At 40.8% G+C, this 26992-nt stretch carries 18 protein-coding genes and 1 pseudogene; 16 read left to right on the top strand and 3 right to left on the bottom strand.

Annotated features, from left to right (window positions below):
• Positions 1-64 precede the first annotated feature (64 nt).
• From E4K67_RS25280 to E4K67_RS25300, 5 genes are all read left to right on the top strand, one after another.
• Positions 65-382, top strand: coding sequence for a TusE/DsrC/DsvC family sulfur relay protein (locus tag E4K67_RS25280; protein ID WP_135551835.1), 318 nt, complete (start codon positions 65-67; stop codon positions 380-382).
• A gap of 186 nt (positions 383-568) precedes the next feature.
• On the top strand, positions 569-1231 hold the full coding sequence (locus E4K67_RS25285) for a class II aldolase/adducin family protein (RefSeq protein ID WP_135551837.1): 663 nt from the start codon (positions 569-571) through the stop codon (positions 1229-1231).
• A 59-nt stretch (positions 1232-1290) separates the two neighbouring features.
• Entirely contained in the window at positions 1291-2547 is a 1257-nt protein-coding gene (locus tag E4K67_RS25290) for an adenosylhomocysteinase (RefSeq protein ID WP_135551839.1), read from the top strand.
• 291 nt (positions 2548-2838) lie between these two features.
• Positions 2839-4557, top strand: coding sequence for a methyl-accepting chemotaxis protein (locus E4K67_RS25295; RefSeq protein WP_135551841.1), 1719 nt, complete (start codon positions 2839-2841; stop codon positions 4555-4557).
• 209 nt (positions 4558-4766) lie between these two features.
• Positions 4767-6902, top strand: coding sequence for an ATP-dependent helicase (locus E4K67_RS25300; protein WP_243454627.1), 2136 nt, complete (start codon positions 4767-4769; stop codon positions 6900-6902).
• Positions 6903-6971: 69 nt separating this feature from the next.
• On the opposite strand, the gene E4K67_RS25305 is transcribed toward E4K67_RS25300, so the two are convergent.
• Positions 6972-7901 carry a DUF2935 domain-containing protein gene (locus tag E4K67_RS25305; protein WP_135551845.1) on the bottom strand — a complete coding sequence of 310 codons (930 nt, stop codon included), beginning with the start codon at positions 7899-7901 and terminating at the stop codon, positions 6972-6974.
• A gap of 156 nt (positions 7902-8057) precedes the next feature.
• Between E4K67_RS25305 and E4K67_RS25310 the strand changes: the two genes are divergently transcribed.
• The 3 genes from E4K67_RS25310 to E4K67_RS25320 all read left to right on the top strand — a co-directional run bounded on the left by E4K67_RS25310 (position 8058) and on the right by E4K67_RS25320 (position 14250).
• On the top strand, positions 8058-10430 hold the full coding sequence (locus tag E4K67_RS25310; RefSeq protein ID WP_135551847.1) for a type IA DNA topoisomerase: 2373 nt from the start codon (positions 8058-8060) through the stop codon (positions 10428-10430).
• Positions 10427-11773 (top strand): MATE family efflux transporter, encoded by a 1347-nt coding sequence (locus E4K67_RS25315; protein ID WP_135551849.1) that lies wholly within the window; start codon positions 10427-10429, stop codon positions 11771-11773. The genes E4K67_RS25310 and E4K67_RS25315 overlap by 4 nt, the downstream gene beginning before the upstream one ends.
• A 911-nt stretch (positions 11774-12684) precedes the next feature.
• On the top strand, positions 12685-14250 hold the full coding sequence (locus E4K67_RS25320) for a BCCT family transporter (protein ID WP_135551851.1): 1566 nt from the start codon (positions 12685-12687) through the stop codon (positions 14248-14250).
• A gap of 277 nt (positions 14251-14527) precedes the next feature.
• Here E4K67_RS25320 and E4K67_RS25325 read toward each other — a convergent pair whose 3' ends face one another.
• Together E4K67_RS25325 and E4K67_RS25330 are read right to left on the bottom strand one after the other, a co-directional pair.
• Positions 14528-14659: a helix-turn-helix domain-containing protein gene (locus E4K67_RS25325; RefSeq protein ID WP_243454625.1), complete on the bottom strand. Its 132-nt coding sequence runs from the start codon at positions 14657-14659 to the stop codon at positions 14528-14530.
• A gap of 65 nt (positions 14660-14724) precedes the next feature.
• On the bottom strand, positions 14725-16164 hold the full coding sequence (locus tag E4K67_RS25330) for a sigma-54 interaction domain-containing protein (RefSeq protein WP_135551853.1): 1440 nt from the start codon (positions 16162-16164) through the stop codon (positions 14725-14727).
• A gap of 416 nt (positions 16165-16580) precedes the next feature.
• Here E4K67_RS25330 and E4K67_RS25335 point away from each other — a divergent pair, with 416 nt between their 5' ends.
• The 8 genes and pseudogenes from E4K67_RS25335 to E4K67_RS25375 all read left to right on the top strand — a co-directional run bounded on the left by E4K67_RS25335 (position 16581) and on the right by E4K67_RS25375 (position 26912).
• Positions 16581-18008 carry a trimethylamine methyltransferase family protein gene (locus E4K67_RS25335; protein ID WP_135551854.1) on the top strand — a complete coding sequence of 476 codons (1428 nt, stop codon included), beginning with the start codon at positions 16581-16583 and terminating at the stop codon, positions 18006-18008.
• Positions 18009-18131: 123 nt separating this feature from the next.
• Entirely contained in the window at positions 18132-18764 is a 633-nt protein-coding gene (locus E4K67_RS25340) for a cobalamin B12-binding domain-containing protein (RefSeq protein WP_135551856.1), read from the top strand.
• A 97-nt stretch (positions 18765-18861) separates the two neighbouring features.
• Positions 18862-20313, top strand: a pseudogene (gene mttB, locus E4K67_RS30850) ([trimethylamine--corrinoid protein] Co-methyltransferase).
• 251 nt (positions 20314-20564) lie between these two features.
• Entirely contained in the window at positions 20565-22616 is a 2052-nt protein-coding gene (locus E4K67_RS25355) for an alkaline phosphatase family protein (protein ID WP_135551862.1), read from the top strand.
• An 82-nt stretch (positions 22617-22698) separates the two neighbouring features.
• On the top strand, positions 22699-23025 hold the full coding sequence (locus E4K67_RS25360; RefSeq protein ID WP_135551864.1) for a thioredoxin family protein: 327 nt from the start codon (positions 22699-22701) through the stop codon (positions 23023-23025).
• A gap of 39 nt (positions 23026-23064) precedes the next feature.
• A complete protein-coding gene (locus E4K67_RS25365) occupies positions 23065-24282 on the top strand; it encodes an FAD-dependent oxidoreductase (protein WP_135551865.1) in 1218 nt (405 codons plus the stop codon).
• A 127-nt stretch (positions 24283-24409) separates the two neighbouring features.
• On the top strand, positions 24410-25288 hold the full coding sequence (locus E4K67_RS31200) for a methyl-accepting chemotaxis protein (RefSeq protein WP_135551867.1): 879 nt from the start codon (positions 24410-24412) through the stop codon (positions 25286-25288).
• Positions 25289-25745: 457 nt separating this feature from the next.
• Positions 25746-26912 (top strand): DEAD/DEAH box helicase, encoded by a 1167-nt coding sequence (locus E4K67_RS25375; protein ID WP_135551869.1) that lies wholly within the window; start codon positions 25746-25748, stop codon positions 26910-26912.
• Positions 26913-26992 lie beyond the last annotated feature (80 nt).

The following is a 26992-nucleotide window of genomic DNA, read 5'->3' on the forward strand; positions in this document are numbered from 1 at the left end:
GGGAGAAGAGAATTAACTCAAACAATATCAATTTTAATAAACTCACTATAAGGAGGAAAATAAAATGGCTCAACTTAAAGTCGGAGATTTAATGGTAGAATTGGATGAAGATGGTTTTCTCGAGGATCATTTAGTTTGGAATGAAGATGTTGCCAAAGCACTCGCTACCACTGAGGAAGTAGAAGAGTTGACTGAAGAACACTGGAAGATGATCAACTACCTCAGAGACTATTATGAGCAGTTCGGAGTTGCCCCAATGGTCCGTAAAATGTGTAAAGACACTGGTTTTGACCAAAAGAAAATTTATGTACTATTTCCTGCAGGCCCAGGGAAGGGCGCTTGTAAGATTGCTGGTCTTCCTAAACCGACTGGTTGCGTCTAATATTCAAGGGGGGTTAGCCCCCCTTTTTTAGACTCAAAGAATTGACGACCCCTTATTAAACCTAGGCCGAATTTAGCCTAGGTTTTCCTTTTTATAACAAACGTTTCATATACAAGTCTGTTTGCATATTCTACGAAATATGACTATGATAGTATTTGGAGTTAAAGATAAGTGGGTGTTAATATAATGGATCAATTACTGGTTACTCGTAAAGCAATTGTCGAGAAGGGAATGGAAATGCTAGCGACAAACCTCACGGTAGGTACTTGGGGGAATATCAGCTGTCGCATCCCTGGCGAAAACTATATTGCCATCACTCCAACTGGAATGAGCTACGATAAATTAGTGCCTGAGGATATTGTTATTTTGGATACAAAGGGGAAAACTGTAAAAGGTTCTCGTAAACCTTCTATTGAAGTGCCTCTGCATTTGGCAATTTATAATGCCCGCGAGGATATCCAGGCAATTGTGCATACTCATAGTGCCTATGCGACTGCAATGGCTGCGGCACGGAGAGAGATACCTGGAGCTGTCGAGGATTTAGTGCAGATTGTGGGCGGAAATGTGCGCGTTAATGAATACGCCCTGCCTGGAACAGCTCAGCTTGGTATCAACACGGTCAAGGCTATGGCGGGGAGAAATGCAGTTTTACTCGCCAATCACGGTATGTTAGGTGCTGGGCGAAGCTTAGAAGAGGCTTTTAGAGTTTGCCAAGTCGTTGAAAAATCAGCTCAAGTTACAATTATAGCACAACTAATGGGTGGGGTTATCGAATTATCTCAAGACGATATTGACGGAATGCGAAATTCGTATCTGCAGGGATATGGTCAAGAGAAAGAGACATTCTGAATAAATAGTTTAAGCCACTATTTAAGATATAAAATATTTTATGAAAGTAGGGTATAACCATGAAATCAACAATAAGAGACATAGCCTTAGCACCCCTTGGACAGCGCAAAATCGATTGGGTGGTTCCACGAATGCAAGTTCTAAATATGGTGCGCAAAGAATTTGAGGAACAACTGCCCTTTGCAGGTAAGAAAGTCGTTATTTGTTTGCATTTAGAAGCTAAAACGGCTTATCTGGCGCATGTAATTAGAGCCGGGGGAGCAGAGGTGACAGTCGTTGCTAGTAATCCCCTTTCTACCCAAGATGATGTCGTAGCGGCTCTAGTCCAACAAGGAATCGGTGCACATGCCTGGTATAACGCGACGGAAGAAGAATTTAATCAACATCTACAATTAGCCTTAGACACAGAACCTGATTTTATCATTGATGACGGAGGAGATCTCGTTTCTACAATACACACAACTCGCCCGGAGCTTCTTCAGAGGATTAAGGGTGGTGCAGAAGAGACGACGACTGGTGTTTTGCGATTACATTCTATGGTGCGAGATGGAGTTCTAAAGTTTCCAATGATCGCTGTCAATGATGCTCAATGCAAGTACTTGTTTGATAACAGATACGGCACAGGACAATCTGTTTGGGACGGAATCATGCGGACGACGAATTTAGTTGTAGCGGGTAAAACGTCCGTTATAGCTGGGTATGGCTGGTGTGGTAAAGGAGTTGCACTACGAGCTAAGGGATTAGGAGCACGTGTGATCATTTGTGAAATTAACCCCATCAAAGCAAATGAGGCTTTGATGGATGGCTTTGAAGTTATGCCAATGGCTGAAGCGGCTAAGTTTGGCGACTTCTTCATAACAGTAACTGGTAACACAGATATAATAAATAAGGAACACTTTGTCTTAATGAAATCAGGTGCTATTATGTGTAATGCTGGACACTTCGATGTGGAAGTCAACGTAGCACAGCTTAAGGAGATTGCTGTCTCGGAGAGAATTGCTCGAAATAACATTACAGAATACACTCTTGCCGGAGGGCAAATGCTGTACCTGTTGGCCGAAGGTAGGTTGGTTAACCTTGCAGCTGGTGATGGTCATCCTGCAGAAGTAATGGACATGACGTTTGCCTTACAGGCACTCTCTCTTCAATACGTTGCCTTAAACTATGACAAACTGTCAGCTAAAGTTTATCAAGTTAATACTGAGATTGATGAGAAGGTTGCGATGCTAAAGCTTCAGTCGCTTGGTTTATCGATTGATAAATTAACCGAGACCCAAATAGGGTATCTAGCATCTTGGAGTTCTGAAGAAGGCTGATTGGTATTCTGGAATGACGAGTTATAAAGGGTAATTATCGAATAGGAATTTGATAATTACCCTTTTTTCTTATATGAAAATACTATTATCAATAAATTGTCATAAAGAGGATTTAACAACTTATCCAAGAACTAATAACATGAGTCCTACTAGATTGTGTTTTGATCTGACATATTTAGAGGAGATAATAAATAATTTTTACTATTGTCGGTTAATTCGATATCATTTTATTTTGCTATAACTCCCACATAAACCTATGTAGGAGTGGAGTAATGAAAGGGGCAGTTATTTTTGAATTGGTTACGTAATCGGAAAACGGCTTTTAAAATTGGTCTTTTAATTAGTATTATGTCAATATCACTTGGGATAGTTGGTTTTGTAGGTTTTTACTATTTTCATCAAGTCGGTATCTCCCTCGATAAGCTCTATTCAGATGATTTGATAACAGTCCGGGATATTAATCAAGCACGCTCCGATAGTAATGCTCTAAAATCCAATGTATTAGCAATTACCTCTTATACACTTGACGCTGAGACCAAAAAGCAACTGCTAGATCAAGTAACGACACGCGAGAAATCCATAGATAAATTTATTACAGGGTACCAACCTTTAGCCATCACAAATTATGAAAAGGAAAGGATAACTAAAGCAAAAGATCAGTTTATTATTATTAAGGATGTCATTCAAAGAACTTTGGACTATGAGTTGGCTGGTAATAAAACTGAAGCGATGGAATATTACCTTAAAAACGGTTTCTCTAAACAAGAAGAATTTCAAGTATTCTTACGTGAACTTGGTGTTTTCAACATTGATGAAGCAAAAATCCATGTAACAAACGACAATAGCATGATTGCTAGAGTTCAAACCGTTCTTATAATATTACCGATTATTGCAATAATAATTGCTATTCTGACCGGGTTCATGATCACTAGAATGATTATTAGTCCGTTGAAAATGATCTTAAAAAAGGTAGAATTAGTGGCTGGTGGAGACCTGAATGTTGAGGACTCTTCTGTACATACTAAAGATGAAGTTGGTATGCTCGCTACATCGTTTAATAAAATGATATTAAATCTTCGCACTCTGGTAATTCAAATAAGAAATTCTGCTGAGCAACTTGCGGCATCTTCGGAAGAAATTGTAGCAACAATGGATCAAAATGCTCAAGTTTCGAATCAGGTCAGTATGGCTATCGGTGAGGTAGCGAATGGATCGGAACAACAGCTCAAAGCCCTAACAGATGCATCCGGTACGATTGAAGAATTATCCGCAAGTATAGAAGAAGTGGCGGCTAGTAGTAGTACTGTCGCAAATTCAGCGAGTACAACTGCCCAGATTGCACGTGAGGGCGACCAAACGATTACCAAAGCAGTGGAACAGATGAGCAGCGTAGGCACCTCAACAGAGCTTGTTCAGAACGCAGTGAACAAATTGGCAGTAGGTTTTGATAAAATTACAGAATTCATAGATATAATTACCAACATTTCAACTCAAACGAACCTTTTAGCATTGAATGCAGCCATTGAAGCGGCTCGTGCAGGGGAACATGGTCGTGGCTTTGCGGTAGTAGCGGAAGAAGTTCGTAAACTAGCTGAGCTGTCTCAAGATTCAGCGGTGAATGTCATCACGCAAGTGAATGAGAACCGTAAAAATATTAAAGATGCCAGTATAGCCATGAACAGTGCGGTTAGTAGTGTAAATGAGGGTGTTGCAGTTGTCAACAGTGCAGGCAATGCCTTTGCAACGATCGCGGGTTTAATCGATGAAGTTTCAACACAGGTCAATCAAATAGCTGCGGTCGTTCAACAAATGGCAAGCGGGAGTCAATATATTGTTTCGTCTGTTTTGGCTATAGATAGCGTAAGTAAAGAAACTTCTAATCAAACTATGAATGTCAGTGCTGCAATCGAGGAACAAACAGCAGCTATGGATCAAATTGCTGATAATAGTAAGGGCTTGGCAGAGTTAGCCGAAGAACTCCGAAATGCTATCGAAAAGTTCCGAGTATAAACTATCAAGAATGCACTGGAGCATAAAAAACACCGTTTCTAATTATACGGTGTTTTTTGTGCGATTAGAAATAAAAAGCATTACTAGGATGATGACGTGAGTTTAGCGTATAATGGACAAGTTGGCATAGTAAGTTTGTAAAAAATTAATTATACTATATGGAAAAATTAAGTTAAGTAATGAATAGGTAAGAGGGAGCTAATATTTTGGTGGATAAGAAGTTTTTTGACAGTCTCGAAAGGGTTACCGGGGTAGTGATGAATGGAGTTCAAAAAGAGGCGATCAGGCATACTTCAGGACCACTCCTGCTTTTGGCGACCCCAGGAGCCGGAAAGACGACGGTATTGAATGCTCGAATTCTTTACTTAATCCTTCGACAAGGTGTAAATCCGGAGAATATTCTGGCCTTAACGTTTAGCAAGGCTGCTGCGAATGAAATGGATGTGCGTTTTCAACAATTATACGGTCAATTAGTAAAACAGAGAGTACGATTCTCCACAATTCATAGCTTCTGCTACTCTATAATTAGAACTTATTTTCAGAAGAACCGTATCTCCTTCACCCTGATTGAAAATGAGCAGGGAGTACTTAGCAAAAACTCTGTCCTTAAACGGCTATATGAAGAAATAAATCAGACAATCTTAACGGAAGATAAACTGGAAGAGCTGGCCAACGCTATCTGTTTCATTAAAAATAGCATGATTCAAATTTCGGATGTTCAAAACATGGATACGAAGGTCAAGGACCTCGGATTGATCTATGAAGCTTACGAAGACTACAAGCAAAACGCACATTTGGGTAATAAACTGATTGATTTTGACGATATGCTTACCCTGTCCAATCAAATACTTGAGGAAAATCCTGAAATTCTGTTAAAGTATCAAAAGCAATTTCATTTTGTTTTAACGGATGAAAGTCAGGATACGTCGATCATTCAGAATAAGATTATTGAAAAGGTTACGAAACTTAGTGATAACCTATTTGTTGTAGGAGATGACGACCAATCTATTTTTGGCTTTCGATCCGCCAATCCAAAGTATCTACTGGATTTCAAAACGGTACATCCTCACGCCCGTATTTTGATAATGGAGCAGAATTACCGTTCTACCCCTGAGATAGTACAGGTAGCGAACGTATTCATCGGCGGTAATACTCAGCGCTATAAAAAAACTATGGTTACGGAAAACCCTTCTGATGAAAAAATTAAGATTCACTCCTTTGACTACGATTATCAACAACTTGACTACATAATCGAAGAGTTGAAGAAAAAGAAACAAATAGGACAGACGGCGATACTGTTTCGAAATAATATTTCAGCCATAAACCTGATTGATCACCTAGAGAGTGCGAATCTCCTGTTTTATGTGCGAGATTCTGGTTACAAATTCTTTAATCACTGGGTGATCAAAGATATTTTAAACTTTATGCGCTTTTCCTATAGTGACAAGAACTTAAGAATTTTCGAGACCATATATACTAAATTCAATTCCTATATTTCAAAGCAGCAAATTGAGTATTTAAAAAACCAAGACCCGACACAATCCGTCTTTGATCATTTGGCAGACCTACCCACTCTGCCGGCTTTCCGCAAGAAAAACTTTCAGGAACTTAAAAGACAGTTTAAGAAGCTCAATGGGATGCCCCCTATAGACGCGCTCCGTTATATTCGCAAGGATCTGCACTATGAGAAAAAACTGGAAGAGTTTAGCGAGCGTCTGGGTCTATCTATGGATTCCTTTCATGGGATATTAGCCACTCTTGAAAATATCGCTCAGGGGATGAAAACGCACAAGGAGTTTGCAGATCGTCTGAGATATCTTGAACAATTAATGCTTGAATCAGCTGAGAATAAGGATAATAATGCTGTGGTGCTTTCCACCCTGCATTCCGCCAAAGGTCTTGAATTTGATTGTGTTTATATGCTGGATTTAGTCGATGGAATCCTCCCAAATCTGGAAAGTATCAAGGCCGCGGAAAAGAAAAAACCAGATAGTCTAGAAGAAGAAAGACGTCTCTTTTACGTAGGCATGACACGAGCGAAGAAAGAACTTGAACTCTTGACGGTTGAAAATCTCAATAATCAAGATGTGGTAGAATCCCAGTTTGTAGGAGAAATTCGAGACATTGTTTGTCCCGGGCGTTCAAGGACCGGAAAAGGTGTGAGTTTAACTACCTTTCAGTTGGAAAAAGGCGCGGATATTCGACACAAAGCGTTTGGAATCGGTCGGATTACAGTCGCAGATGTTGAGAGTGATTTGCTTGAAGTGAAGTTTAGAAAACTTGGAATTAAACAATTTTCGCTAAAAGTGTGTTTGGAAGGTAAGCTGGTGAGTTCGGTTTTATAACCGCCCACGATATTTGATCTATTACTAACTATATAATGTCAGATTGTTAAGATATAATGATGCTAAGAGTTATTGTAACCGTGCATTAAATGTGGTGAGGAGTCTCAGATAATGGTTTGCTTCCCGAAGTACGTGATCAGCTAACAAGGGCACAGCCAACGCTCTAATTTTGCATTGTATTAAACCTTCGGTGGCTGCTGTTTTAAAATCTCTTAGACTAGCCGTGGCTTTAATGGTTTTACTGCTGAGTTGTGGTAGTATAGTTGTCTGTGTCGTCATTGTAATGGCCTGATTTGTGAGCGCATCGAACACTTTACCAAAACGATTAGCTGTCTCAAAGAGTGCAACTTCAGTGGGGTCTAACAAACCGCGAATAAATTTCGCATGCTCTGCCATGATTCGATTCCAAAATTTCTCTTGATCGATGATATCCTCTAGAAGGTTGACTACTTGGCGGGTCTGTAATTGATAAAGAATCTTTATGTAGAACCGCGCTTCCCGCAGTATGTGATCGATCAACAAGGGGTAGTTAAACGTAAAAATTTTACAACTTAAGATGTCTTGAAGGAGTTTGGATTTATAATCAGCCAAGACAGTCGTAGCTGTGATCGCCTTTTGATTAAGGGCTGAGACCTGATCTAATAACAGTGAGCTTATTGAGGGGGTTAGCTTCTTATCTAAGCAGAGTCCCATACGGCTCAGTTCCTTATCAAGCTGGATACCAGAATAGAATTCTGTCGCTCGCTCAGCCTCAAAGGTGAACTTTGTAACTAATTCCCCTGAAGCGAGAACTTCAGGACTAATAACCCCATCGGCAAGCATTATTGTCTCTGCGAGTAACGTAGTCAATTCGCACTTAAGGGTATCGGCTTGTTGGGCTAAAGATTTGTCCTTAGAACCGAAGGCGGCTTCCATGAAAAAAGCATGTTCCTTCATGATACGCAAAAAGAAAAGGTTTAGTTCAAGGGATTGTCGAATAAATTCTTCATTAGATAACATACGAAATACCCCCTTTTTTTTATTTTATGGGTATTCATATATATGCAAACCCTTGTTGAATTATCGTAGTTAAAGTAATGGTTTATGGGTGTTATTCACGGGGTTAGAAAACTCTCGATAGTAGCACGTGAAATTAAAATAAAGTGAGGCCAAGGCATGGGAAAGACCCTTATTGTTGCTGAAAAACCTTCTCAAGCTCGTGAATATGCCACGGCATTAGGAGTTCGAGGTAAAGAAGACGGATATCTTGAAAATGAGCTGTATGTGATCACGTGGTGCTACGGCCATCTTTTAGAGCTGGAGCGCCCGGAAGCGTATATGGATCTTGATCGGGTGGGGAAACGTTGGAGTTTAAACCGTTTGCCAGTTCTGCCGCACTTAAATTCATTTCGCAGGGTAGTCAAATCCGGGGCGATCAAACAGTATCAAGTGATCCAACGCTGGTTAAAGTCAACGGATATCGAAGAAGTTATATGTGGAACGGACGCTGACAGGGAAGGGCAGTTGCTTTTTCAGGAAGTGTGGGATGCCTCTAAGTGCAGTAAACCCTTGTCTAGGTTGTGGATTTCCTCGCTGACAACAGCGGCGATTCGAGAAGGTTTGAAGCGCCTTCGTCCAGCAGAAGCGGTGGCCGGGCTTGCGGCCGCAGGTCACGGCCGAGCGTTTGCAGACTGGGATTTTGGCATGAATCTGACGGAAGGATTTACCGCATTGTTTGGGAGTTTTGATGCCGTTCGAAAAAAGCCTAATGTCATTTCGATTGGGAGAGTACAGACTCCGACCCTGGCCTTGATCGTAGAGAGAGAATGGGAAATTGAACGCTTTGTTGCCCAGCCCTTCTTTGAAGTGCGAGCTGAGTTCGCGACAACCCAAGGAGACTATCCTGGGAAGTGGTTTGATCTCTCTGAAGAATCAAAACGGATAACAAGTCGTCAAGTCGCCGAAGATATCGTAGAGAAAACTCAAGGTAAACCAGGGAAAATTACAAAAATGGATCAAAAAGATGTGCAGGAACCTGCACCCCTTCTTTTTGATCTGACATCACTGACAATAGCCGCCTCCAAAAAACACGGGTTTAGCGCGGAAAAAGTGCTCCAATTGGCCCAGTCTCTCTATGAGAAAAAGGCGATTACCTATCCTCGAACGGATTGTGCCTACTTATCGGAGGATCTTGTGCCGAAGTTACCTGAACATCTAAAGGCAGTTCGTCAAGATCCATACACGACCCTAGTGGATGAAGCAGGTCTTTTAGGGGTGCCTAAAGGTAAACGTGTGATCAATACGATCACTGCCCATCACGCTATCATTCCAACCACGGAGAAAGTTGCTATTGAGAGACTTAACTTTGAAGAACAGAAGCTATATGACATGATCGTTCGCCGTTTTCTGGCCGTCTGGTTTCCCCCTGCTCGGTATCATCAGACCGAAGTGGTGACGGAGGTTGAGGGTGAGCCCTTTCGCACGAAAGGCAAAGTTCTGCTGAGCCCAGGATGGAAGAAGGTATACGGGCCTGATGAATTAGATGAGGGAGTTGTGCGTAAAACTAAGAAGAAGGATGACCGTGAGCAGACCGAGGATGAGAACGCCACCCTTCCGCCTTTGAGTAAAGGGGAGGATGTGCGTACGAAACGCGTTTTTAGTGAAGAAAAGACTACCAAACCGCCTAAACGCTTTACCCAGGGAGACCTTCTGAAAGCCATGGAAGGCGCTGGCAAACAGATTGATGATGAGGTGTTGCGTCAGCAATTGAAAGGAAAGGGGTTGGGCACTGTGGCGACACGACCAGCTATCATGGAAAATCTAATGGATAGAGGGTATATCATCCAGGAGCAAAAGTCTTTGAAACCTACTCAGAAAGGGTCTGAACTGATTCGTTTGATCAAGGAACGTCTTCCTCATGCGCAACTCCTGGTTAGTGCAGAAATGACTGGGCAAATGGAGTTTAATCTTTCAAAAGTAGAAAAGGGAGAACTGACGATCGAACAATATATGGCAGACGTGGAGGAGGCCATTGGGCGAATAATTGAGGAACTACGCTCCTTTGAACAGAAACACGGTAAAAAACCTCTAGCGCTAGCTCCTTCTGGAAAAGTTCAGGGTACGGGGAAAGTAACCAAAGCGGGCGCAGAAGGAAAAGCAATCGCCAAGAGAAAGGGCGTTGGAACAAAAACAACAAACAATAATAAGTCAGTCGAAACGGAGAGAGAGACCAGTGATGAGATACAGGTTACTGCCTCAGAGGGGCAGGTTGAAGGGTTGGGGACATGTCCTAAGTGCGGTGGAGAGGTGATCGAAGGGGTAAAGGGATTTGGGTGCGCTAGTTGGCGTGCTGGATGCCACTTTGTACTATGGAAGACTCCAATCTGTGGTAAAGTGCTTACCCCAAATCAAATCAAAAGCCTTTTGAAGAAAGGAAAAACTCCACTGATTAAGGGGTTTAAATCAAAATCAGGTAAATCATTCTCAGCATATTTGATCTGGGAAGATTCGTCTGAGGCCAAATTGAAATTTGAGTTTGAGCAATTATGAAACAAACATTGACGATACCTCAAAAGATAAGACAATTACTCCTCATCTTAGTACCTATCTTGGTTGCCCAGATAACAATGTTTTCAATGAGCTTTTTTGACACTGTGATGTCTGGGCAAGCAAGTACCCAAGACTTGGCTGGAGTGGCGATCGGTTCGAGTATATGGGTACCTATCAGTGCCGGGTTAGGCGGAATTTGTGTAGCTGTGACACCGATTGTGGCTCAGTTGATTGGAGCAAAGCGCAAAGAAGATATAGCTTTCAAGGTCAATCAAGGGATATATTTAGCCCTATTTATTTCTGGATTAGTAATTGCTGTGGGGGCAATCAGCTTGGACTCAATTCTCGATTTAATGGGCTTAGAGGATACAGTACGTCGTATTTCACACAGATACTTGTTGGCTATTGCCTTTGGAATCCCAGCATTGTTCCTTTATCAGGTGCTGCGTTCATTTATCGATGCACTTGGGAAAACTCGCGTAACCATGCTGATCGCTTTGCTTTCTTTACCCATTAATGTCTTACTTAATTATATTCTGATCTTTGGTAAGTTCGGTTTTCCGAGCTTAGGTGGCGTTGGCGCCGGTGTTGCGTCTGCGATCACGTATTGGTGTCTGGCTTTAATTGCCTTGACTCTAATCCTACGACAGAAATCGTTCAGAACGTATCATGTATTTGGACGTTTATTTGGGCTGTCCATTAAAGAATGGAAGGAACAACTGAAAATCGGCTTGCCAATTGGTTTTGCAATTTTCGTGGAGACCAGTATTTTTGCGGTCGTTGCCTTACTGATGAGTAATTTTAATACTGTAACTATCGCTGCTCATCAGGTCGCTATGAATTTCTCGACGTTGCTTTACATGGTTCCGTTAAGTATTTCCTCTGCTTTAACGATTTTGGTCGGATTTGAAGTGGGGGCAGGAAGGCATAAGGATGCTCGCCAGTATAGCTATTTGGGTATGGGAATGTCTGTGGGTATGGCTGGTATTTGTGCTATTATTCTATTGCTCTTTAGTGAGCAAGTGGCAACATTGTATTCGCAAGAAGTCGCGGTCATTCAAATGGCCCAACAGTTTCTTATCTATGCTCTGTTCTTTCAATTATCGGATGCGATTGCCGCTCCGATTCAGGGGGCTTTGCGCGGCTATAAAGACGTTAACGTGACATTTATCACAGCGTTCATCTCCTATTGGCTTATCGGATTGCCAGCAGGGTATTATATGGCAAGTTATACCCCAATAGGAGCTCCTGGATATTGGATTGGACTGATCGTAGCTCTGGCAGTTAGTGCTGTAGGCCTTTCAGGGCGTTTCCTCGTTGTTCAACGTCGATATTCCTCTTGAGGATAGTAAACTTAGTTAAACAAGTATATGTTGGAATAACAAGCGAAGGTTAATAATTATTACTAAGGTTAGTGTGAATAGTTGTATTAGGTTTGTCTATTGATAAATTTACTAAGGAGCAGGAAGCTTATCTGGCGCCTTGGAGTACAGAGCATTAAAGGGCATTAAATAGCTTAAAATCTAATAGGATAGTGGCATTTTATGGAAACTTTTATTGGGGTGTCTGATTGTAGAAAATATGGTCGGACACCTTTTGTTATGCAGTCTAAGTCTTCCTGACTTGCCGCAATACTTCGATAATTAAGTCTGATGACTCAAATGAGTCATCAGACTTAATTATTTGTGATTGAAAAGTTATAATCTTTAAATTACTCTAAGTTAAGCTTTTCCGGGGGTTGATAAATGGGACCTGAAAGCTTAGTATAAGTTCTTGAAAATACGTACATAGACCACTGCAATTAAACTTTCTGAGATAATATACTAATTTGTGTGATAATTGGCAAAGAACTTGCAATTAAAGTTGTGGGACAGAAGTTAAGCATTTATAATAAGGAGGTTTTGATGGTCATTTCAGGGCAATGAAATATTTGAATCAAAGGAGGAATAAAAGTAAAGGATTAACGGTATTATTGGCATTTTCATGATATATCTTTGTAATTCTTTTTGACAATCATTTTAAACTTTATGCAAGTCTAGTGAGGTGGAAAATAGCTATATTAAGGCCGATAACCTAGGGTTCTTAGCGGCATCAGCATAGGATTGTTTTTCACGGACCTAAAAATACCAAGAAGGTAATAACCAAGGATTTTGCTTTCGTAACACATACTTATAGATAGACACGAGGAATTTATCAGCTGACTTATCTTCTTAAACCCGGTTCTCAGATTTAATCACAAGAAAGGGTGAAAAACTTGTCACAAGAGAAGTCTAAAGGGAAATTTGCTCGCATTAATCCTGTTGTTTTCTGGGGCAGTGTTATTTTATGTGTTTTGTTATATGCCCCAATGATGATTTATGGTACAGACTTGCAACCTTATGTTGCAGTCATATTAAAAGCTATAACCTATAACATGGACTGGTTATGGTTATTATTTACTTTGGGCTGTGTAATATTTTCATTTTGGCTGGCTTTTGGCAAATATGGCAATGTAAAATTGGGTGGAACAGATGATAAACCTGAATTCTCAGACTTCAGCTGGTTATCAATGATGTTCACTGGCGGTGTTGGAGCAGGTTTAGTTTATTGGTCCATGGCCGAGCCTTTGTATTATCTAAAGTTTCCTCCTTACTGGAATGAGGCATTTTCTGGGGAAGCTGCGCAATTCGCTATTGCCTATGGAATGTTTCACTGGGGGCTTTCGGCCTGGGCTATCTTTGTTCCAGGGGCCATTACCTTTGCCTACATGCTTTACGTAAGAAAAAAACCCTACTTCTCCCCAAGCTATGCTTGCCGGGGAGTATTGGGTGATCGGGTAGACGGATGGCTTGGCAAAGCGATCGACATCTTTGTTGTGCTTGGTCTGGTCGGCGGATTAGGAACAACCTTAGGAACAGTTATTCCTATGATGTCGGCTGTTGCAGCCGGTTATCTGGGTATTCCAGATACTATGACGGTAAAAGTCGTGACCACACTGGTGATTTCAGCAACATTTACCTATAGTGCTGTCTCCGGTATAAATAGCGGAATTAAAAAATTGTCGGAATTAAATAGTTGGTTATGTATGGGATTATTAGCGTTTGTTGCGATCGTTGGCCCCACCTTGTTTTTGTTTTCCTTTTATGTTGACAACTTAGGGGTTTTGATTACTAACTTTTTTAGGATGAGTTTATATACAGATCCGATTACCAAATCCGGTTTTCCTCAAGACTGGACAGTATTTTACTGGGCTTGGTGGGCAGCATGGGCTATGTATTTCGGCTTATTTGTTGCAAGGATCTCCAAGGGGAGAACGATCAAAAACGTGGTTCTAAATATGATGGTTGTAACGTCAATCGGCTGTTCGCTGTTCTTCTTAGTGTTCGGCGGCTATGCTGTAAATCTTCAGCTTAATCTAGGGGTAGCACTTGATATGACTATGAAGGATGCCGGTGCTGGGGCAATGATTTCCCAACTCTTGCATACCTTACCCGGCGCTGTAATAGTTATTCCCTATTTCTTATTTGTAATGCTTATTTTCCAAGCTACTACCATTGATACTAATGCGTATATTATTTCTAGTATTTCTTGCAAAGAAGTTAGGAGCGATCAGGAATCTCCCCAATGGACAAGACTTTTCTGGTGTGCACTCCTTGCTGTGATCGGGCTAGCTATCATGATGGTGGGCGGATTACCGGTAATTCAACTTTCATCGGTTGCCACCAGCGTACCGATTATAGTTATTATCATCATCTTATCGATGTCCCTACTCAAATGGCTCAAGGAGGATTTCGGCAAAGAAGATGTAATACAAGTTGTCGATTATCCTGAAGAAGACTAATCATAATGGGGTTGTCGCAGTAAGACAGCCCGGAAAATAGCAAAAGGCGGCTTCTGACAGAAGCCGCCTTTTGCCGTCATCTATAAGCCATGCCTGGCTGCACCTCTAATTATATCCCGTATAAGTGTTTAGTATATTACAGTTACCCCGGGAGGACTATAATAAAAGTAGAATGTGCAATGATACACAACTTAAGAGTTATCGAGCCTTTTCAATGATCATCTATCCAATGGCTGTAGAGGAAGCCCCCTGCGTAGTACGTTTGAAAAGTTACTACTCAGGGGGCTTCCTCAAGTTTGCTAATAGATGAGCTGACTACTGGCTGGGTAATAAAAGCATGCTCAGCGGCTAATGAGATTGAGTTGTACTTTGCTACATCAATTAAAAGGGATAACTGTTCTGATCTCATAATTTTCCTCCACCTGCAAAAGGCTCATTGTCTATTTTATTGGGAATAACCTAAAGCCCATAATACTAGTTTGAAGATCCTTCAACATCTTGGCCCATCTTACAGTTTTGCTTATAAGTGCGTATAATTCGGGTTACCTTACTTTGGCTAATATTAAGAGTGCTTGCCACTTTATAAGAACTTCTTAACTCATTATATAATCGAATTATAATCGCCTCGTCATCACTAACTTTCTGGAGATTCTTCCATTTAGTCAGCTCATCCTCAACTAGATTACTGTTGTTTGAAAGAGGGGCTTGAATCTTAAAGATTTTGCTGGGCAAATGTTCAGGTAGTATTTTTCCTTCTGGTACGGTTATGACTAAGCGTTCTGCTAGGTGATCCATTTCTCGGATATTACCGGGCCAAGAATAATTCTTGAGAATTTCGAGACAGCGGGTGTCAAATTCATGAGAGTATTTATATTGAGAATCATATCGATTTAGAAAATAATGTAACAAGGGCACAATATCTTCGCCTCTGTTACGTAAAGGTGGAGGCTCTACCTCAACGACGCTTAACCTATAATATAAATCTTCACGGAACTTACCTTCTTGGATTAATTGGGGTAAATCTCGATTGGTAGCTGCAATAATTCGAATATCAATTGTTTTATGCTCTTTTCCACCAACTGGAAGGAAGCGGTGTTCTTGGATAAGCTCTAGTAATTTAGCTTGTACCGCTAAAGGGATCTCGCCAACTTCATCGAGGAATAAAGTCCCACCATTAGCTAATTCGACTAAACCCACCTTGCCATATTTATCGGCGCCAGTAAAGGCACCACGACAATAACCAAATAGTTCTGATTCTAAAAGGTGTTCCGGGATGGTGGCACCGTTTATGCAAATGAAGGGCTCTTCTTTACGAGGACTCATTTTATGAATGTCCATTGCTATAACGTTTTTACCTGTTCCTGACTCTCCGAGGATTAACACCGTTGAATTGACAGAAGCGACTCTTTGTACCATTGCTAGGCATGATCTCATTTTCTCGCTGGTAAAAGAGTATCCTTTGAAATAACTGACTCGCTGAACTAATTCAGCAACTTTATTTTTGTAATGGCTGACGAGTTTCTGCGTTTTATCTAAATCTTGTTTTAATTGCTCTATTTGAGTAATATCTCGACTGTTCATAACTATAAAATCAATCTCGCCTTTGCTATCAAGGACAGGTGTAGCAGTTACAACGAGATTAATCCCTGCCCTTGTATTCTGTTCTAAGGTGACTGTCTTTTTATCTTTAAATACGAATGGGAAGAGGGCAGGTGAGTAATACCCTTCGTCGATTAGATGATGCACAGTTTTTCCAATTATTTCAGAGGGATTAAGACCATAATTTTTTATGCAAGCTTTATTAACGTAAGTTACAAAGCCATTGCGATCAACGACAAAGATCTCATCAAAAGAATTGTCTAAGATTTTTTGTAAATCATCCCTATTTAAACAGCTTTCATTATCATCCGGCAAATTCGACGCCTCCTTTGATTATTTCATAGAATAATGTCTATTTATCATTATATTATAAAAACGGGCGTAGATGTAAAGTTATTGATATCAACGATATTGTTAAATTTGTTCTCTGTTAATTTTCCTTTATGTGTATATGGCATGGAAATTGCAATATATAATGTCATTCAACGATCTTAGTAAGTATTCTGGCATGTCATTACAAGAGCCTTCGCTAATGATAAAATCTGGGTAGACCAAGAGCCATTCAATAGACGAAGTTCGTTGGCATAGTAGCTATTTACAATTAATCACCATGTTATCTAGGAAGTCGAGTGGACTTAGATGAGTCTTAATGACTTGTTTAATCTAAAAAAAGCTCGGGATATAGTAGGTTTACTGGGTAATGAAAAAACAGATCAAAGGGAGGTCATAGAATGGGTTTGAAAAGTAAGTTAGAAGTTCTGACCGAGGTTGATTTATTAAGGGTTCAAGAAGCCACCCTGAAAATTCTTCAAGAAACTGGCGTTATATTTCATAGTGAAGAAGCACTTGATATTTTCAAAAAACATGGAGCAAGAGTAGAAAACAAAACGGTATTTATCTCTCGGGAAATGGTTGATCAGGCATTAAAGGCTGCACCTAAAACCTTCCGTATGCGAGCGCGCAACGATAAATACTCAGTGACGGTTGGAGAGGGATTCTTAGTACAGCCTAATGTGGGTCCAGTGTATATACAGGATATAGATAGAGGACGTCGTGAAGCAACCCTGGAAGATTATGCAAATATCCAGAAATTATGTCAAGCTAGTGATGTTGTTGACTTAGTGGGTACCATTCCAGTTGATCCAAGTGATGTTGATAGAAATGACAAGTTTTTAATGATGATGTATGAGGCCCTGAAAAACTCAGATAAACCTGTTATCGGTTTCTGTGCTCACACCCATCAAGTACGCGAACAGTTGGATATGATTGAGCTTGCTATGGGTAAACCAGGATGTCTTATGGAAAATCACTATACTGCTGTCTTGGTTAATTCTCTGAGTCCTTTGGCCTATGCACCTGATACCCTAGAAACTATGATTGAATATGCAAGGCGCAACCAGGTGATTATGCTTGCTCCGTGTATCATGGCTGGAGTGAGTGGACCTATCTCGCTCTTAGGGACAGCAGTTCTCCAAAACACAGAAACGATTGCAGGATTAGTCTTGGTTCAATTAATTAATCCAGGAGCTCCACTTGTCTACGCAACCGCTTCCACTTCGGGATATATGAAGGAGGCGACGTACGCGGCTGGAACTCCAGAAGCGATGCTAATTAATACTGCCAGTTTACAAATGGGTTTGGATTTCTATCACTTACCGACGAGAACAATGTCTGGAATCACACACTCCAAAACAGTGGACTGTCAGGCAGGGTATGAAAGCATGCAGAGTTTAATGATGGGAATGATGAGTGGGGCCCATATGTCCGTCCAGAGTCTTGGGGTACTAGATGCAATCATGACGACTTCTTATGAGAAGTTCGTAATCGATGAGGAATTGGTCAGCAGAGTAAGACGGATTTCTCAAGGGATTGATACTTCAGATGAAGCATTGGCCGTCGATATTATTCAAGAGGTGGGACATACGGGCAACTATTTATCCCACATGAGTACCTTTGAAAAGTTCCGCACTTTGTGGACACCCTCCGTATCGGATTGGGGAAATTATACTGATTGGAAAAACGCAGGGTCTGAAGATGTGACTGTTAGAGCAAATCGCAAGTTTAAAAAGATTCTTCAGAGTGCGCCTGAAACCTTACTTGATCCCGAGACGGATAAAGATCTTTTAGGCTACATTTCAAAGGCTAAATCGAGTCGTTAAATAGAGGTCCTCGTCTTGCCGTATGATGTTGTCACGGCATAAAAAGGCGGAATTATATATGGAATATATTGGACTAAGATTAATTTGGGTATAATCTAGAGCTAAATTAAGGAGGATTTTAAGATGAGTGATTTTGATCAATTGGCCGATTATGTGTTTAAAGGGAATGCTGCTGCCGTCAGAGAATTAACCCAAAAAATGGTGAATGCTGGTGGTAACCCCATGGAAATTATCTCTATGGGTCTGCTAGTGGGAATGGATATTGTTACTCCGAAATTTAAAGCAGGCGATATGTATGTGCCAGAGGTTATGATGTCTGCTAAGGCTTTATCAGAAGGCATGAAAATAGTTAAGCCATTACTGGTCGGAGAGGATATTGGAGTGACTAAGACGATTATTATTGGTACCGTGGCTGGGGATTTACACGACATAGGTAAGAATCTGGTCGTTATGATTATGGAAAGCGGTGGCTTTAATGTAATAGACCTAGGCGTCGATGTATCACCAGAGAGGTTTGTTGCTGCAATTATAGAGTATGATGCCAAGATCGTAGGTCTCTCTGCTCTCTTAACCACGACTATGCTTAACATGAAGGCCACCATCGACTTAATTAAAGAGGAAGGGTTGCGTGACGCGGTTAAGATCCTAGTCGGCGGTGCTCCTGTTTCCCAAAGCTTTGCGGATGATATCGGAGCCGATGGCTATTGTGCCGATGCTATGTCTGCCAAAGAAATGGCTACCGCAATTTTAAACTAACTCGGCCAGAATTGTATTCCCCTTGGCTCAGTTAAGGAATTTAAATAATTCAAATATAGTGGAGGTGGAATAATTGAGAAGTGAAGTTCAAGCAGGCGTGTCAAAAGTTGAAGGCTTCGGACTCAATATCTTTTCTGAAGATGAACTTTATGACATCCACAATGGAACCTTAGAGGTCTTAGAGAAAACAGGGATTAAAGTAGAATCCAAAGAGGCGCTAGATATTTTCGCTGCAGGCGGATGTGTTGTTGATTACAAAACTAAAGTTGTGAAGATTCCTGGCTATATTGTGGAAGATGCTATCCGTTCAGCCCCAAACACTGTGTTATTAGCAGGTCGAGATCCAAAACATGACATCGTCTTAGGCGGTAAAAGGGTTCACTTTATTAATTTTGGTGAAGGTGTTTCGATCATCGATCCGTATACCAAAGAATATCGAAAGACCACTAAGCAGGATGTCGCGGATATTACGAGATTCTGTGATGCGATGGACGAAATGGATGCAGTACTTCGCCCGGTTGCCCCCCAAGATGTGCCGCCTGAGGCTTCAGTAGTTCATAACGCAGAGGCAATTTTTAATAACACCACGAAACACGTGTTCATTGGCACTGAAGGTGGAAAGAACTTCGAGAAAGTTTTAAGAATGGCCACTATAATTGCAGGCAGCGAGGAAAAGTTCAGAGCGCGCCCCCTTTTCTCATGCAATGTTTGCCCCACAAGTCCTTTACAACTGGTTGGCCATTGTACCGAAGTTATTATTGCGGGTGCACGTGCTGGCGTAGCAGTTAATATATTGTCCATGGCTATGGCTGGAGCTACTTCCCCGATTACCTTAGCAGGTTCTCTAGTCACGCACAATGCAGAAGTCTTAAGTGGTATTGTCTTAGCCCAACTCACTTGCAAAGGTGCACCATCGATCTATGGTAGTTCTACAACGATCATGGATTTACGGTTCGCCACCGCTCCGGTCGGCTCTCCCGAATTGGGCATGATCAACGCAGGTGTGGCGAAACTGGCTCAATTCTACTTACTTCCGAGCTGGGTAGCCGGTGGCTAGGTAGATAGCAAAATTCCGGATGGCCAAGCAGCACATGAGTTCACGATTACTGCTTTACTAACAGCGTTGGCAGGGTCCAACCTGATCTATGGAGCGGGAATGTTAGAACTCGGTATCACCTTTGACTATGCTCAAATGGTGATGGATAATGAGATGGCTAGGATGATCAAGAAAGCTGTTTGTGGGATTCCCGTGTCAGATGAGACTTTAGCTATCGATGTTATTAAGCAGGTAGGAACCGCTGGTAACTTTATTAGCGAAGAGCACACCTTCAAACACATGCGTACACAATCCAAAACTAAAGTCATCGACCGTCGAATGAGAGATGTATGGTTAGCTGACGGTGGTAAGGATTTTGCAGAGAGAGCTTATGAAGTTGCAAGATCCATTTTGGAAGACTATAAAGCTGTCAATCTACCCGAAAGTGTACAAGCTCAATTACGTGCGATCGTCGTTGAAACGGAAATCGAGTTTGGTGTCAGTTCTAAGTAACTAATCCATGTAATCTAACAGATAGTTCCAGGGCGAATATATTTGTTAGGAACTCTTGGTGGCTACTTACACATTGATTTCACTTCTCATTAGATTAAGTTGCGAGGGGGACTGGATTTCAGTGCCCCTCGTAACTGCAGATATGATATGTAGTTTCTAAACATACTTTAAAAAAGTATTTCATATTGATTCTAGGCTCAAAACAAAACTCGATATATTATCAAAGGTTAAGTAAAGGAGTGATCACTCAAGTGAAAAGAGAAGCATTAACTCAGAAATTATTGGTATTAGGGGTAGACGGGATGGATCCCAAATTATCCCGGAAGTTCATGGACGAAGGAATAATGCCAAACTTACAAAAACTTCTTGCAAAAGGTTCAGCAAGAGAAGACATGGGCCATTTAGGTGCCATGCCAACGATTACTCCTGCATGTTGGACAACCTTAGCAACGGGTGCCTATCCTGGAACACACGGTATTACCTGCTTTTGGCGACAGTCACCACATAGCTTGGACGCAGTAGTATATAATATGGATTCCAGAAACTGTGAAGCTGAACAGTTATGGAATATAACCGCTGAGGCCGGTCTGAAAACATTAGTATGGCATTGGCCTGGTTCTGCTTGGCCTCCGACCAGTGACAACCCAAATTTAAGCGTTGTTGATGGAACACAGCCTGGTTCTGTTAACATGGGTGTGGCACAACTTGATTGGGAAAAAACTATCTTTGCTAATGAGGAAATTAAAGAATTACAATATGCTCCAAAACTTGAACGTCCTGCTGGTACTGGCTGCATGATTTCCGATCTGGATGCTATTACTGAAGAAAAAGAACCAACTACTGATATGATGGAATTATGGTATGGTGAAGCTGCCATGACAGGCTGTGAAATCCGTGAATATATCATGGGACCAGAAAATATGGAAATGGTCATTGAATCTATTCCTCATTATGATGTAGTCAATTCCCCGTTGAAAGATGCAGAAGGATGGGTAGCTGCACCGGCAGATGCAAAAGAATTTACTATTTTAACGTCTGATGGTATTGTAAGACGACCCACCCTGATTTTAAAGAATGCTGATGGCATCTATGACCGCATAGCAATTTATAAAAATAAGAAGGCTGAGAGTCCAATTGTAGTGTTAGAAGCCGGGAAAATGGTTTCTGGTATTGTGGATGACATTAATAAAGAGGGTGTATTAAAACCTGCATGTCGTACAATGAAAGTCTTAGAACTTTCTCCGGATGGTACATCGGTGAAAATGTGGATCAGTAATGCATTGGATGTTGCCCAGGATAAATTATGGCATCCAAAAGAATTGTTAAAAGATATCGTAGAAAATGTTGGACCAGTTCAGCCTGTTAGCTTGGTTGGGGGAGAAGATGCTTACCTGGTTGAGAATGTTTATGAACCAGCCTGGGATGCTTATAGTCAATGGCAAGCAAAGGCTTTAAATCATTTAATTAAAAACCGGGATTTCCAGATAGTATTTACTCATTTGCATAATGTTGACTGTGCAGGTCATATGTTTTGGCATTTAGCTAAAAATCTGGAGCGCTGGAGCCATTGTGACGCTGAAGTAAATCAGAACTTTATCCGGAAGTTTTACATTCAGACAGACAAATATATAGGTGAATTCTTACACCTGTTAGATGAAGGATGGACAGTGCTGCTTTTAGCTGACCATGGTTTACTTGTAGGGGAAGAATTTCCACCACAAATTGGTGAATATGGCGGTATGAATGTACAAGTAATGCAGGAACTAGGTTATACCGTTATGAAAAAAGATGCATTAGGTAAAAATCTCAAAGAAGTAGATTGGGAAAAGACAACAGCTGTTCAGTCTCGAAGTAACTATATTTATATCAACTTAAAGGGGCGTGATGCCCATGGCATTGTTGACCCAGCGGACAAATATGAACTGGAAAGAAAACTTATTTCTGACCTGTACAATTATAGAGATCCGAAAACAGGACATCGTGTTATAGGGATTGCAATGCGGAATAAAGACGCTATTGTATTAGGAACAAACGGTCCGCAGTGTGGTGATATCACCTTCACTGTTGATGAGGGATTCAGCCGTCTTCATGGTGATGGGTTATCCACTACAGAAGGTGCTTTCGATAGTTCTGTTACCCCAATTTTTATAGCAGCAGGTACAGGAATTAAAGAAAACTTTACAACAACTAGGACAATTAGACAAGTTGATATTGCACCGACTATTGCAACATTAGTTGGTGTCAGAATGCCTGCCCAGTGCGAAGGTGCACCAATCTATCAGATTTTAAGCGAAGAATTCTAATATAAAAAGGCAGGCTAATTCACATAAACTTGACTTCGTGGAATAGCCTGCCTTTATTCTTTTAATTAAAGGAGTGGAAAATGTGTCCTTAGAACAATTAAATGCAAATAAGTTCGAAGAAATTATCTATGATAATCTGGAGGCCTGTCTCGTTATTTTCTCCAGAAAAGACTGTCACGTTTGTAAAGAAGTCGTTCCTCTATTGGAGGAGCTTCAACCGGAATACCTAGACAAGTTTGGATTCTATTACGTGGATGTAGAAGAAGAAAAAAACTTGTATCAAAGATTCTCCTTAAAAGGAGTTCCTCAGATTCTTTTCTTTAAAGAGGGCGATTATCAATCAAAACTAGCAGGCGCTATTGACGAAGACCAAGTCATAGAAAGAATTGCGGAACTTCTAGAATCGTAATCATTAAAACGTTCTACAGAGAGGGAGTAATTTAGGAAAATGGGAGATCTGACGTACGATTTAATCATTATCGGTGGGGGCCCAGCAGGACTCACGGCAGCTATTTATGGGGGAAGAGCGAAGCTGAGAACTTTGGTTATCAACAAAGGGGCAGTTGGCGGTTTGGTCAATACTACACGAGAAATTGTCAATTATCCGGGCTATGCCCAAATCAGTGGACCCGATCTTATGAAAGACTTTAAAAAACACGCAGATTGCTTTGGTGTTGAATTTTCACGAGATGAAGTTGTGAGTGTTAATTTTTTTCAAGAAGACAAAATCATATGTACCAAAAAAGGAAAAGAATACACGGCCAAGGCGGTTATCATTGCTTGTGGCAGTGAGCCGAGACTATTAAATATTCCTGGTGAAAAGCGGCTTCGGGGCAGTGGGGTTGCGTATTGTGCAACCTGTGATGCCGAGTATTTTAAAGGAGAAGACGTTGTTGTCGTTGGCAGCGGGGATCAAGCCATCGAAGAAGGTATGTACATTACCAAGTTCGCTCGCAAAGTCACCGTGATTGTACTCCATGATGAAGGCGTTCTCGACTGCAATAAAGTGAGTGCGGAAAGGGCCTTCCAAAATGAAAAGATGGAGTTTGTATGGAACTCCACGGTTGAAGAAGTCCTGGGTGAGGCTAATGTCGAGGGGGTTAAAATCAAGAACTTAAAAACGGGCCGTTCAAGCGAACTTGCTAGCCAGGGTGTTTTTTTCTTTGTTGGGATGATTCCTATGACTAATTTTCTTAAGGCAAGTGGCATTAGGATGGACCGAAGTGGCTATATTCCCGTTAATGTCTTGATGGAAACGGATCTCGAAGGGATATATGCGGTCGGAGACAATCGGGTTAAATATTTAAGGCAAGTTGTTTCAGCTGCAGGTGATGGGGCAGCGGCCGCAGTTGCCGCCGAGCGCTATATTGAGGAACTGAATGCGTTTAGAACGAGTGTACTGAAAAGTGACAAAAAGGTTCTTTTGCTTTTTTTCAATGCCTTAAATAATGGATGCTTGGAGTTTAGCACTTTATTAGAACAGGTAAATCAAGAACTATCGGAACCCTACAAAGTGGTGAAAATCGAGACGGCTACTAAGAAAAATCTTGCCCAAAAGTATGATGTCAAAATCGTGCCATCAGTTGTTGTATTGGACAGAGGGCAAGAGATCAAGCGATTGGACTATTCGATGGATAAAGAAAAACTAAAAGCTCAATTAAGATAAGACAAATCATTATTAGTAAATAGTAAAACATTAGAAGAGCATATTACTGGTGTGTATGCCGCAGGTGAGTCAACAACATCCAAAATGGACTGACGATAAATCTTAGTTAGTTAACAAGAGGATGGTGATGGTATTGTCAATTACTCGAAACTACTGTGAAACAATCCAGCATTTTTTGGCTGTAGCACCCTATATTAATCAATTCGTTATTGATGATATCGGATTATTCATCTGTGATACAGAAACAGTTATTTGGGATGTTGTTCCTAGGACGTTTAAATGGGATAAAGAGTCCTATGTTGGTGAAAAACCAGGTCCAGGGTGGGTGTCTTATGATGCAATGCAACAAAGGAAACGAGTCGTTAAAGAAGTTGGGAGGGAAGGATTTGGAGTACCCTACATAGCTGTAGCAATCCCAATTATTGAAAACAATAATGTGGTTGGAGCTATAGCCATTCAGCAATCAGTAGAAGGTAGAGAAAAACTCTTTGAAATCGCCAAGGCTCTGAGCCTGATAATGAAAACTGTAGATAGTACTGTTTTGCAAATTGCTGCCGAAGCAGAAGAACTGTCTGCAACAGGGCAACAACTAGAAATGATCTCCCTGAACACGAAATTACAGGTAGGAGAAACAGATGAGGTTATTGGAGTTATACGTAAAATTGCAGCCCAAACTAATTTACTTGGACTAAACGCTGCAATTGAGGCAGCACGTGTTGGAGTACATGGCCGAGGGTTTGCTGTAGTAGCTGAGGAAGTCCGCAAGTTAGCACATACAAGTTCTGATTCAGTAAAGAATATTAAAGGTACACTAGATAAAATTAAAAACGCAGTGGACGAAATTAGTAATGCTGTGAATGAAATAGCTTCAGTGGCGGACCATCAAGCAGTATCCCTCACAGAAATAACCCCTTCAGTCAATGAACTATCCGAATTAGTTGATGCTATTGTTATTTTGGCAAAGGACTTGACAACGGATCAATTCGATCGTATTAATAAAAGATAGCTAAATACTTAGGTTTATTAGTCTGGAAAAGGGTAACCTTTATTTGTTTTTACAAAACCAAGTTCTGTCCGCAGTTTTATTGTGTTTTACAGAAAGGATTGTTAGTGACGGGTCATAGTGGTTAGAAATGTAGCGATCCTTGAGATCTCGACACCGTAGAATAATCCACTTATAATATAATATATAACATGCATCTGTTTGATTTTTGAAGACAGATGCTTTATTAATTAGGTGAACTATAGTCTGTGTTATGTATCTGACTATCTAGACAGATACATAACACTATATAAACCTAAGGGCTGTTTTGAAATAGTACATTCATCCCCATAATTTGAAGCATAAAATCTGGGTAGAATTTCTTATTAACGGAGAAAAAGGATATAATGATAGATGAGCTTTTATTCAAGAACCTATGAAGTAAAATGCATACAATTTACAGATAGAATGGAGATTATCAATGCAAACATCATTTGATCAGTTCGGACTAGACGAATCTTTAGTAGAAGCCTTGAAAAAGGAAGGTATAGTGGAGCCTACTGCGATTCAAGAAAAAACGATTCCTTTTATATTAGATACTAGAGATGTGGTTGGACAATCGGAAACAGGGACAGGAAAAACATTGGCCTATCTTCTTCCAATCTTTCAGAAGATTGACACGCTTAAGAGGGAAACTCAGGCTATGATTCTCACTCCTACTCATGAATTGGCTATCCAAATTCAAAGAGAAATCGAACTATTGGCTAGTAATTCTGGTCTTGCAGTCACGTCAGCAGCAATCATAGGAAATGTAAATATCACGAGGCAAATAGATAAGCTAAAGGAAAAACAGCATATTATTGTGGGTTCCAGCGGACGAATCCTAGAACTCATCCAAAAGAAGAAAATCTCATCTCAAACCATCAAGATAATGGTTTTGGATGAGGCAGATCGTTTACTTGATGAAAATAATTCTCAGACTGTGAAGGCAGTTCTAAAGACAACTTTGCGTAGAACACAGCTTTTATTGTTTTCTGCAACCTTACCAGTAGTTACCTTGCAACGGGCTGCAGAACTCTTGAAAAATCCAGAAGTTATTAGAGTTACAGATAAGGTTATGATTGCCCCGACCATATCGCATATGTATTTTTTAGCTGAACAACGAGACAAAATCGAAGTTTTAAGAAAGTTAGTCAGGATGATTATCCCAACACGGGCGTTAATCTTTATTAACAAAAGTGAAGAAATCGAGAAAATGGTGGAAAGTCTTAAATTTCACGGCTTGGAAGCAGAAGGTATCTACGGTGGAGCGAGCAAGATCAACCGTAGGAAAGCGATGGATGACTTTAAAAGTGGCAAGATAAGCTTACTTGTGGCTTCAGACTTGGCGGCTAGAGGTCTAGATATTAAAGGGATCACCCACATCTTTAATCTTGATTTACCCGAAGATCCCCAACTTTATCTTCATCGAGTAGGACGAACAGGCAGGGCTGGAGAAAGCGGGATAGCGATTTCCATTGTAAGCATTAAAGAGGTACCACACATCAAAAGACTAGAAAGCATGTTCGAAATAAACATTGGCGTTAAGGAGATGCTCCAAGGGAGAATAGTCGATCCAAGAAATAAATCGGGCTCAAAGAGAGGATAACTATTGAGTTTCGACAGATAATTACGTAATATAAAAGTGAACTCATTCAACTAAAGTTAAATCGGATAAACCAAAAGAAA

The sequence above is a fragment of the Desulfosporosinus fructosivorans genome (genome assembly GCF_004766045.1).
GTDB lineage: Bacteria > Bacillota > Desulfitobacteriia > Desulfitobacteriales > Desulfitobacteriaceae > Desulfosporosinus > Desulfosporosinus fructosivorans.